This is a genomic window from Arcticibacterium sp. GJ41-1 (genome assembly GCF_055808875.1).
Genome location: NZ_CM147888.1, coordinates 3,952,421 through 3,965,725, shown reverse-complemented (window position 1 = coordinate 3,965,725; position 13,305 = coordinate 3,952,421). Strand labels below are relative to the sequence as shown.

The following is a 13,305-nucleotide window of genomic DNA, read 5'->3' as shown; positions in this document are numbered from 1 at the left end:
GAAACTTGGACATATACATTCAGCTATGCCGTAACGCAAGCCGATATTGATGCAGGAGCAGCTTTGATAAACAATGCTGTAGTAACAACAGATGAGTTACCAACACCAGAATCAGATACCGCGAGAACGCCAATAAATCAAACACCAAGCTTGACTATTGTTAAGACACAAGTAGGTGGAGAAACAACGGTGACAAAACCAGGAAATATCGACTACGAAGTAGTTGTAACGAATACCGGTAACACAAGCTTGACAAACGTAGTCGTAAGTGATACCCTTCCAAACGGAACAGTAGGCACATTATCAACAGTAACAGAAAGTATCAATACGAACAACATCCTAGATACGACAGAAACTTGGACGTACACGATTAGCTATGCGGTAACGCAAGCCGATATTGATGCAGGAGCAGCATTGATAAACAATGCTGTGGTAACAACAGATGAGTTACCAACACCAGAATCAGATACAGCGAGAACGCCAACGAGTCAAACACCGAGCTTGACCATTGTTAAGACGCAAGTAGGTGGAGAAACAACGGTAACAAAACCAGGAAATATCGACTACGAAGTAGTAGTAACCAATACAGGTAACACAAGCTTAACAAACGTAGTAGTAAGTGATACGCTTCCAAACGGAACAGTAGGTACACTATCAACGGTAGCAGAAAGTATCAATACGAACAACATCTTAGATACGACTGAAACATGGACGTACACGATTAGCTATGCCGTAACGCAAGCCGATATTGATGCTGGAGCAGCTTTGATAAACAATGCTGTGGTAACAACAGATGAGTTACCAACACCAGAATCAGATACCGCGAGGACGCCAATAAGTCAAACGCCAAGCTTGACCATTGTTAAGACGCAAGTAGGTGGAGAAACAACGGTGACAAAACCAGGAAATATCGACTACGAAGTAGTGGTGACCAATACAGGTAACACAAGCTTAACAAACGTAGTCGTAAGTGATACACTTCCAAACGGAACAGTAGGCACCCTATCAACCGTAGCAGAAAGTATCAATACGAACAACATCTTAGATACGACTGAAACATGGACGTACACGATTAGCTATGCGGTAACGCAAGCCGATATTGATGCAGGAGCAGTTTTGATAAACAATGCTGTGGTAACAACAGATGAGTTACCAACACCAGAATCAGATACAGCGAGAACGCCAATAAATCAAACACCAAGCTTGACTATTGTTAAGACACAAGTAGGTGGAGAAACAACGGTGACAAAACCAGGAAATATCGACTACGAAGTAGTTGTAACGAATACCGGTAACACAAGCTTGACAAACGTAGTCGTAAGTGATACCCTTCCAAACGGAACAGTAGGCACATTATCAACAGTAACAGAAAGTATCAATACGAACAACATCCTAGATACGACAGAAACTTGGACGTACACGATTAGCTATGCGGTAACGCAAGCCGATATTGATGCAGGAGCAGCATTGATAAACAATGCTGTGGTAACAACAGATGAGTTACCAACACCAAAATCAGATACAGCGAGAACGCCAACGAGTCAAACACCGAGCTTGACCATTGTTAAGACGCAAGTAGGTGGAGAAACAACGGTAACAAAACCAGGAAATATCGACTACGAAGTAGTCGTGACGAACACTGGTAATACAAGCCTAACAAACGTAGTCGTAAGTGATACACTTCCAAACGGAACAGTAGGCACCCTATCAACCGTAGCAGAAAGTATCAATACGAACAACATCTTAGATACGACTGAAACATGGACGTACACGATTAGCTATGCGGTAACACAAGCCGATATCGATTCAGGAGCAGCTTTGATAAACAATGCTGTGGTAACAACAGATGAGTTACCAACACCAGCATCAGATACAGCGAGAACGCCAACGAGTCAAACACCAAGCTTGACCATCGTTAAGACGCAAGTAGGTGGAGAGAATCCAGTTACAAAACCAGGTGACATCGATTACACGATTGTCGTAACGAACACAGGTAACACAAGTCTAACAAACGTAGTAGTAAGTGATACTTTACCAAACGGTGCTGTAGGTATCCTACCAGGAGCAATCGAGAGTATTAATAGCAATAATGTTTTAGATACGGCAGAAACTTGGACATATACATTCAGCTATGCCGTAACGCAAGCCGATATTGATGCAGGAGCAGCTTTGATAAACAATGCTGTAGTAACAACAGATGAGTTACCAACACCAGAATCAGATACCGCGAGAACGCCAATAAATCAAACACCAAGCTTGACTATTGTTAAGACACAAGTAGGTGGAGAAACAACGGTGACAAAACCAGGAAATATCGACTACGAAGTAGTTGTAACGAATACCGGTAACACAAGCTTGACAAACGTAGTCGTAAGTGATACCCTTCCAAACGGAACAGTAGGCACATTATCAACAGTAACAGAAAGTATCAATACGAACAACATCCTAGATACGACAGAAACTTGGACGTACACGATTAGCTATGCGGTAACGCAAGCCGATATTGATGCAGGAGCAGCATTGATAAACAATGCTGTGGTAACAACAGATGAGTTACCAACACCAGAATCAGATACAGCGAGAACGCCAACGAGTCAAACACCGAGCTTGACCATTGTTAAGACGCAAGTAGGTGGAGAAACAACGGTAACAAAACCAGGAAATATCGACTACGAAGTAGTCGTGACGAACACTGGTAATACAAGCCTAACAAACGTAGTCGTAAGTGATACACTTCCAAACGGAACAGTAGGCACATTATCAACAGTAACAGAAAGTATCAATACGAACAACATCCTAGATACGACAGAAACTTGGACGTACACAATTAGCTATGCGGTAACGCAAGCCGATATAGATGCAGGAGCAGCATTGATAAACAATGCTGTGGTAACAACAGATGAGTTACCAACACCAGAATCAGATACCGCGAGAACGCCAATAAATCAAACACCAAGCTTGACTATTGTTAAGACACAAGTAGGTGGAGAAACAACGGTGACCAAACCAGGAAATATCGACTACGAAGTAGTTGTAACGAATACAGGTAACACAAGCTTGACAAACGTAGTCGTAAGTGATACCCTTCCAAACGGAACAGTAGGCACATTATCAACAGTAACAGAAAGTATCAATACGAACAACATCCTAGATACGACAGAGACATGGACGTACACGATTAGCTATGCCGTAACGCAGGTCGATATAGATGCAGGAGCAGCATTGATAAACAATGCTGTGGTAACAACAGATGAGTTACCAACACCAGAATCAGATACCGCGAGAACGCCAACGAGTCAAACACCAAGCTTGACCATTGTTAAGACACAAGTAGGTGGAGAGAATCCAGTTACAAAACCAGGTGAAATCGATTACACGATTGTCGTAACAAACACAGGTAACACGAGTCTAACAAACGTAGTAGTAAGTGATACTTTACCAAACGGTGCTGTAGGTATCCTACCAGGAGCAATCGAGAGTATTAATAGCAATAATGTTTTAGATACGGCAGAAACTTGGACATATACATTCAGCTATGCGGTAACGCAAGCCGATATTGATGCAGGAGCAGCTTTGATAAACAATGCTGTGGTAACAACAGATGAGTTACCAACACCAGAATCAGATACCGCGAGAACGCCAATAAATCAAACACCAAGCTTGACTATTGTTAAGACACAAGTAGGTGGAGAAACAACGGTGACAAAACCAGGAAATATCGACTACGAAGTAGTTGTAACGAATACCGGTAACACAAGCTTGACAAACGTAGTCGTAAGTGATACCCTTCCAAACGGAACAGTAGGCACATTATCAACAGTAACAGAAAGTATCAATACGAACAACATCCTAGATACGACAGAAACTTGGACGTACACAATTAGCTATGCGGTAACGCAAGCCGATATAGATGCAGGAGCAGCATTGATAAACAATGCTGTGGTAACAACAGATGAGTTACCAACACCAGAATCAGATACCGCGAGAACGCCAACGAGTCAAACACCAAGCTTGACCATTGTTAAGACACAAGTAGGTGGAGAGAATCCAGTTACAAAACCAGGTGAAATCGATTACACGATTGTCGTAACAAACACAGGTAACACGAGTCTAACAAACGTAGTAGTAAGTGATACTTTACCAAACGGTGCTGTAGGTATCCTACCAGGAGCAATCGAGAGTATTAATAGCAATAATGTTTTAGATACGGCAGAAACTTGGACATATACATTCAGCTATGCCGTAACGCAAGCCGATATTGATGCTGGAGCAGCATTGATAAATAATGCTGTAGTAACAACAGATGAGTTACCAACACCAGAATCAGATACAGCGAGAACGCCAACGAGTCAAACACCAAGCTTGACCATCGTTAAGACACAAGTAGGTGGAGAGAATCCTGTAACGAAGCCAGGTGACATCGATTACACGATTGTTGTAACGAACACAGGTAACACAAGTCTAACAAACGTAGTAGTAAGTGATACTTTACCAAACGGTGCTGTAGGTATCCTACCAGGAGCAATCGAGAGTATTAATAGCAATAATGTTTTAGATACGGCAGAAACTTGGACATATACATTCAGCTATGCCGTAACGCAAGCCGATATTGATGCAGGAGCAGCTTTGATAAACAATGCTGTAGTAACAACAGATGAGTTACCAACACCAGAATCAGATACCGCTAGAACGCCAATAAGTCAAACGCCAAGCTTGAGCATTGTTAAGACGCAAGTAGGTGGAGAAACAACGGTAACAAAGCCAGGAAATATCGACTACGAAGTAGTAGTAACCAATACAGGTAACACAAGCTTAACAAACGTAGTAGTAAGTGATACGCTTCCAAACGGAACAGTAGGTACACTATCAACGGTAGCAGAAAGTATCAATACGAACAACATCTTAGATACGACTGAAACATGGACGTACACGATTAGCTATGCCGTAACGCAAGCCGATATTGATGCTGGAGCAGCTTTGATAAACAATGCTGTGGTAACAACAGATGAGTTACCAACACCAGAATCAGATACCGCGAGGACGCCAATAAGTCAAACGCCAAGCTTGACCATTGTTAAGACGCAAGTAGGTGGAGAAACAACGGTGACAAAACCAGGAAATATCGACTACGAAGTAGTGGTGACCAATACAGGTAACACAAGCTTAACAAACGTAGTCGTAAGTGATACACTTCCAAACGGAACAGTAGGCACCCTATCAACCGTAGCAGAAAGTATCAATACGAACAACATCTTAGATACGACTGAAACATGGACGTACACGATTAGCTATGCGGTAACGCAAGCCGATATTGATGCAGGAGCAGTTTTGATAAACAATGCTGTGGTAACAACAGATGAGTTACCAACACCAGAATCAGATACAGCGAGAACGCCAACGAGTCAAACACCAAGCTTGACCATCGTTAAGACGCAAGTAGGTGGAGAGAATCCTGTAACGAAGCCAGGTGACATCGATTACACGATTGTTGTAACGAACACAGGTAACACAAGTCTAACAAACGTAGTAGTAAGTGATACTTTACCAAACGGTGCTGTAGGTATCCTACCAGGAGCAATCGAGAGTATTAATAGCAATAATGTTTTAGATACGGCAGAAACTTGGACATATACATTCAGCTATGCCGTAAAGCAAGCCGATATTGATGCAGGAGCAGCTTTGATAAACAATGCTGTAGTAACAACAGATGAGTTACCAACACCAGAATCAGATACCGCGAGAACGCCAATAAATCAAACACCAAGCTTGACTATTGTTAAGACACAAGTAGGTGGAGAAACAACGGTGACAAAACCAGGAAATATCGACTACGAAGTAGTTGTAACGAATACCGGTAACACAAGCTTGACAAACGTAGTCGTAAGTGATACCCTTCCAAACGGAACAGTAGGCACATTATCAACAGTAACAGAAAGTATCAATACGAACAACATCCTAGATACGACAGAAACTTGGACGTACACGATTAGCTATGCGGTAACGCAAGCCGATATTGATGCAGGAGCAGCATTGATAAACAATGCTGTGGTAACAACAGATGAGTTACCAACACCAAAATCAGATACAGCGAGAACGCCAACGAGTCAAACACCGAGCTTGACCATTGTTAAGACGCAAGTAGGTGGAGAAACAACGGTAACAAAACCAGGAAATATCGACTACGAAGTAGTCGTGACGAACACTGGTAATACAAGCCTAACAAACGTAGTCGTAAGTGATACACTTCCAAACGGAACAGTAGGCACCCTATCAACCGTAGCAGAAAGTATCAATACGAACAACATCTTAGATACGACTGAAACATGGACGTACACGATTAGCTATGCGGTAACACAAGCCGATATCGATTCAGGAGCAGCTTTGATAAACAATGCTGTGGTAACAACAGATGAGTTACCAACACCAGCATCAGATACAGCGAGAACGCCAACGAGTCAAACACCAAGCTTGACCATCGTTAAGACGCAAGTAGGTGGAGAGAATCCAGTTACAAAACCAGGTGACATCGATTACACGATTGTCGTAACGAACACAGGTAACACAAGTCTAACAAACGTAGTAGTAAGTGATACTTTACCAAACGGTGCTGTAGGTATCCTACCAGGAGCAATCGAGAGTATTAATAGCAATAATGTTTTAGATACGGCAGAAACTTGGACATATACATTCAGCTATGCCGTAACGCAAGCCGATATTGATGCAGGAGCAGCTTTGATAAACAATGCTGTAGTAACAACAGATGAGTTACCAACACCAGAATCAGATACCGCGAGAACGCCAATAAATCAAACACCAAGCTTGACTATTGTTAAGACACAAGTAGGTGGAGAAACAACGGTGACAAAACCAGGAAATATCGACTACGAAGTAGTTGTAACGAATACCGGTAACACAAGCTTGACAAACGTAGTCGTAAGTGATACCCTTCCAAACGGAACAGTAGGCACATTATCAACAGTAACAGAAAGTATCAATACGAACAACATCCTAGATACGACAGAAACTTGGACGTACACGATTAGCTATGCGGTAACGCAAGCCGATATAGATGCAGGAGCAGCTTTGATAAACAATGCTGTGGTAACAACAGATGAGTTGCCAACACCAGAATCAGATACAGCGAGAACGCCAACGAGTCAAACACCAAGCTTAACGATTGTTAAGACACAAGTAGGTGGAGAGAATCCAGTTACAAAACCAGGTGAAATCGATTACACGATTGTCGTAACAAACACAGGTAACACGAGTCTAACAAACGTAGTAGTAAGTGATACTTTACCAAACGGTGCTGTAGGTATCCTACCAGGAGCAATCGAGAGTATTAATAGCAATAATGTTTTAGATACGGCAGAAACTTGGACATATACATTCAGCTATGCCGTAACGCAAGCCGATATTGATGCTGGAGCAGCATTGATAAATAATGCTGTAGTAACAACAGATGAGTTACCAACACCAGAATCAGATACAGCGAGAACGCCAACGAGTCAAACACCAAGCTTGACCATCGTTAAGACACAAGTAGGTGGAGAGAATCCAGTTACCAAACCAGGTGACATCGATTACACGATTGTCGTAACGAACACAGGTAACACGAGTCTAACAAACGTAGTAGTAAGTGATACTTTACCAAACGGTGCTGTAGGTATCCTACCAGGAGCAATCGAGAGTATTAATAGCAATAATGTTTTAGATACGGCAGAAACTTGGACATATACATTCAGCTATGCCGTAACGCAAGCCGATATTGATGCAGGAGCAGCTTTGATAAACAATGCTGTGGTAACAACAGATGAGTTACCAACACCAGCATCAGATACAGCGAGAACGCCAATAAGTCAAACGCCAAGCTTGAGCATTGTTAAGACGCAAGTAGGTGGAGAAACAACGGTAACAAAGCCAGGAAATATCGACTATGAAGTAGTAGTAACCAATACAGGTAACACAAGCTTAACAAACGTAGTAGTAAGTGATACGCTTCCAAACGGAACAGTAGGTACACTATCAACGGTAGCAGAAAGTATCAATACGAACAACATCTTAGATACGACTGAAACATGGACGTACACGATTAGCTATGCCGTAACGCAAGCCGATATTGATGCAGGAGCAGCATTGATAAACAATGCTGTAGTAACAACAGATGAGTTACCAACACCAGAATCAGATACAGCGAGAACGCCAACGAGTCAAACGCCAAGCTTGACCATTGTTAAGACGCAAGTAGGTGGAGAAACAACGGTGACAAAACCAGGAAATATCGACTACGAAGTAGTGGTGACCAATACAGGTAACACAAGCTTAACAAACGTAGTCGTAAGTGATACACTTCCAAACGGAACAGTAGGCACCCTATCAACCGTAGCAGAAAGTATCAATACGAACAACATCTTAGATACGACTGAAACATGGACGTACACGATTAGCTATGCGGTAACGCAAGCCGATATTGATGCAGGAGCAGTTTTGATAAACAATGCTGTGGTAACAACAGATGAGTTACCAACACCAGAATCAGATACAGCGAGAACGCCAACGAGTCAAACACCAAGCTTGACCATCGTTAAGACGCAAGTAGGTGGAGAGAATCCTGTAACGAAGCCAGGTGACATCGATTACACGATTGTTGTAACGAACACAGGTAACACAAGTCTAACAAACGTAGTAGTAAGTGATACTTTACCAAACGGTGCTGTAGGTATCCTACCAGGAGCAATCGAGAGTATTAATAGCAATAATGTTTTAGATACGGCAGAAACTTGGACATATACATTCAGCTATGCCGTAACGCAAGCCGATATTGATGCAGGAGCAGCTTTGATAAACAATGCTGTAGTAACAACAGATGAGTTACCAACACCAGAATCAGATACCGCTAGAACGCCAATAAATCAAACACCAAGCTTGACTATTGTTAAGACACAAGTAGGTGGAGAAACAACGGTGACAAAATCAGGAAATATCGACTATGAAGTAGTTATCACTAATACCGGTAACACAAGCTTAACAAACGTAGTAGTAAGTGATACGCTTCCAAACGGAACAGTAGGTACACTATCAACGGTAGCAGAAAGTATCAATACGAACAACATCCTAGATACGGCAGAAACTTGGACGTACACAATTAGCTATGCGGTAACACAAGCCGATATCGATTCAGGAGCAGCTTTGATAAACAATGCTGTGGTAACAACAGATGAGTTACCAACACCAAAATCAGATACAGCGAGAACGCCAATCAATTCAAATCCAGTACTTTCCCTAACGAAAGTGGCAGATGATACTACGGATGTATATGAAGGTCAGTTAATTACTTACACTTATCACGTAGAAAATATAGGTAATGTTACAATTCTGGATGTTAACGTGACGGATGTTCATAGTGGAACTAATCCTTTAGGAACGATTACATTGCACAGCACGACAGGAATAGATACTGGTTTAGATGAATTAGTTGATTCACTGGCTCCTGGACAAGTGGCTACTTGGACTTCGGAATACATCGTAAGCTCGGCAGATATTGCAGCGGGTGTGGATATTTTAAATACTGCTACAGCAACAGGAACACCTATAAGTGGAACTCTTATAGACCCAACTGCGGATGAAGTATTGGAAATCGGACAAGATGTGGTTGCTGTGGATGATGAAGATTTGGATAATGTTGTTGGTACAACGGTAACTCTTGATATCATTTCAAATGATACCCTTTCAAATGGCAACAATCCATTACCAACAGATATCACAGTAGACCTTGACCCAGCAACAGCGGGCATCCAAGACTCACTAGTGGTAGCAGGAGAAGGAACGTTTGTATATGATACATTGACGGGTGAAGTAACATTCACTCCAGAAGTAGGATTTACAACGGACCCATCGGTAATCAACTACACGCTAATTGAAAACCAAACAGGTTTAGATAGCACAGCAACGATTACGATAACGTATGTAGAAGAGCCACCAGTAGCGGTCAATGATGAAGACTTGGATAATGTAGTAGGAACTACAGTGACCTTGAACATCATCGAGAATGATAGCTTATCTGACGGAAGCTTAATAGTAGACTTGACAGATATCACAGTAGACTTAGACCCAGCAACAGCAGGTATCCAAGACTCACTAGTGGTAGCAGGAGAAGGAACGTTTGTTTATGATACATTGACAGGTGAAGTCACCTTCATACCAGAAGTAGGATTTACAACGGACCCATCAGTAATCAACTACACGCTAATTGAAAACCAAACAGGTTTAGATAGCACAGCAACGATTACGATAACGTACAACGAACAGCCACCAGTAGCGGTCAATGATGAAGACCTAGACAATGTAGTAGGAACTACAGTGACCTTGAACATCATCGAGAATGATAGCCTGAGTGACGGAAGCTTAATAGTTGACTTGACAGATATCACAGTAGACCTTGACCCAGCAACAGCAGGTATCCAAGACTCACTAGTGGTAGCAGGAGAAGGAACGTTTGTTTATGATACATTGACAGGTGAAGTAACCTTCACTCCAGAAGTAGGATTTACAACGGACCCATCGGTAATCAACTACACGCTCATTGAAAACCAAACAGGTTTAGATAGCACAGCGTCAATCACGATTACTTACAATGAGCAACCACCAGTAGCGGTCAATGATGAAGACTTGGATAATGTAGTAGGAACTACAGTGACCTTGAACATCATCGAGAACGATAGCTTATCTGACGGAAGCTTAATAGTAGACTTGACCGATATCACAGTAGACCTTGACCCAGCAACAGCGGGCATCCAAGACTCACTAGTGGTAGCAGGAGAAGGAACGTTTGTTTACGATACATTGACAGGTGAAGTAACCTTTACTCCAGAAGTAGGATTCACAACGGACCCATCAGTAATCAACTACACGCTAATTGAAAACCAAACAGGTTTAGATAGCACAGCAACGATTACGATAACGTATGTAGAAGAGCCACCAGTAGCGGTCAATGATGAAGACCTGGACAATGTAGTAGGAACTACAGTGACCTTGAACATCATCGAGAACGACAGCTTGAGTGACGGAAGCTTAATAGTAGACTTGACAGATATCACAGTAGACTTAGACCCAGCAACAGCAGGCATCCAAGACTCACTAGTGGTAGCAGGCGAAGGAACGTTTGTTTATGATACCTTGACAGGTGAAGTAACATTCACACCAGAAGTAGGATTCACAACCGACCCATCAGTAATCAATTACAAGCTAATTGAAAACCAAACAGGTTTAGATAGCACAGCAACGATTACGATAACGTACAACGAACAGCCACCAGTAGCGGTCAATGATGAAGACTTGGACAATGTAGTAGGAACTACAGTGACCTTGAACATCATCGAGAATGATAGCCTGAGTGACGGAAGCTTAATAGTTGACTTGACAGATATCACAGTAGACTTAGACCCAGCAACAGCAGGCATCCAAGACTCACTAGTGGTAGCAGGCGAAGGAACGTTTGTTTATGATACCTTGACAGGTGAAGTAACCTTCACTCCAGAAGATAGTTTCTATGGTCATCCAACACCAATAGTTTATGAGTTGGTGGAGAATAGTACTGGACTTTCAGATACAGCGGTTATAACTATCATGTATCAACAAATGGACTTGAATTTGACTAAGGAAATAAATACAACCAAACCAAAAGTAGGAGAGGTTGTTACTTACACCATTACTGTTTCCAATTCAGGTTCTGATACTGTGACGAATATTTATGTGAATGACTATCTACCTAATGGCTTGATAAACATTGACAGTATTTCAAGTGGTGGTGTTATGATTGGAGATACCATAGTTTGGGGGGCATTTAATTTGGCTTCAGGAACAGATAGTGTATTTACTTTCAATGCTGAAATCTCATCATTATTTGACGGAGTAAATTATGAAAACTTTGCAGAAATATCTGATGCAGATGGTTTCGACCCTAATTCTACTCCAGGAAACCTAGATGAGATTCCTGTCGAGGATGATGAGGATGTGGTTTGTACTTTTATTGAACAATTCGAAAGCCAATACGTTTTATGTGAAGGTGGCTCTATAGCTTTGCGACCATTAGGTATGAATTCAGTTAAGTGGATTTTTGAAGGAGTAGAAGTTAGTACGGGAGATTTAGTTCTTAATGCTACTACCATAGCAGATTCAGGGTCCTATTTTGTGACGTACACTAGTAGTACGGGCTGTGAATTTACTGAGGAAGTTTTAATTACAATTAATGAAATCCCAGTTGGAATTGTAACTGGAGTGCCGGCTGAATGCTTAGGAGCTACTACTTTAGATAATGGCCATGTGATAGTGGTACCAACAAGTGCTGGTGTTACATATCAAATTTCTGAAGGAGCTACATTTGATGAAGGATTAGCAACGAGTCCAACACCTCAAGCTATTCCAGCAGATGGGGTTGTAATTAGAGACTTGGCAAACCAAGTAGGTGGTCAAACCTTCACAGTGAGATTATTTAATAGTAATGGCTGTAGCCAAGACTATGTGACATTGGTACCGGAAGCTAATTGTAGTTGCCCAACAGAGGTTTGTATACCAATGACCTTTAAAAAGACTAAAAGCTTAAAGTAAGGAGTCGATACTAGGAACAAAATAAAGATTTGAACTCGCAGCTTTTTCGGAAGTTTGCGAGTTCAGTTTATATAGGTAGGCTCCTTTTTTTGAAAAACCCTTCTGTTTTTCATCTAGCTTAGTTAGTAGCCCGCTAGAAAGTATTTTTCTGCTGAAGTTTCTTTTGTCAAAAGCCATGTCAAAAATAGCTTCGTAAAGTGCTTGAAGTTGAGGTAATGTAAATTTCTCAGGAAGTAGTTCAAAACCTAAAGGATGAAAAGCGGCTTTGTTTCTTAACCTCTGAATGGCATTTTCTACCATTTGCCCATGGTCAAAAAGAAGTTCAGGTAAGTCGTCAAAGTCAAACCACTTTGCTTTTTGAGAATTAGCACTGAATTGTTCATAATCCTCTACATTAATTAACGCAAAGTATGTAACAGAAACAGTTCTTTCCACAGGGTCTCTATCTGGGAGTCCGAAAGTACTGACCTGTTCCAGATAAATGTTTTGTAAGCCTGTTAAGTTCTCTAAAATTCTATTCGCTGCTTGGTCAAGGCCTTCTTTTGGCTGCAGCCAGCCACCCATAAGAGACCAAACATCTTTACTCTCTTCAATCCCCCTTTTTACTAGTAAAAGCTTAAGTTTAGAGCCATCAAAACCAAAGATTATAGAATCCAAAGCCACTAAACATTTGGTTTGTTCGCTGTATAATTCAAGCAT

The 13,305-nt window shown here is 41.7% G+C and carries 2 protein-coding genes (1 of these 2 running past the window's edge); one reads left to right on the top strand and one right to left on the bottom strand.

Annotated elements, in window-relative coordinates:
* Positions 1-12,606: the final stretch of a DUF7507 domain-containing protein gene (locus tag AC0L6O_RS16385; protein ID WP_473303861.1), read on the top strand. 14,853 nt of this gene lie to the left of the window's left edge; only the last 12,606 of its 27,459 coding nucleotides appear in the window; its start codon lies off the left edge, out of view; its stop codon occupies positions 12,604-12,606.
* Here the strand turns inward: AC0L6O_RS16385 and AC0L6O_RS16380 are convergent.
* The gene (locus tag AC0L6O_RS16380) at positions 12,598-13,305 is read right to left on the bottom strand and encodes an NUDIX hydrolase (RefSeq protein WP_473303860.1); all 708 of its coding nucleotides are present in this window, start codon (positions 13,303-13,305) and stop codon (positions 12,598-12,600) included. The two genes, AC0L6O_RS16385 and AC0L6O_RS16380, sit on opposite strands and share 9 nt — an antisense overlap.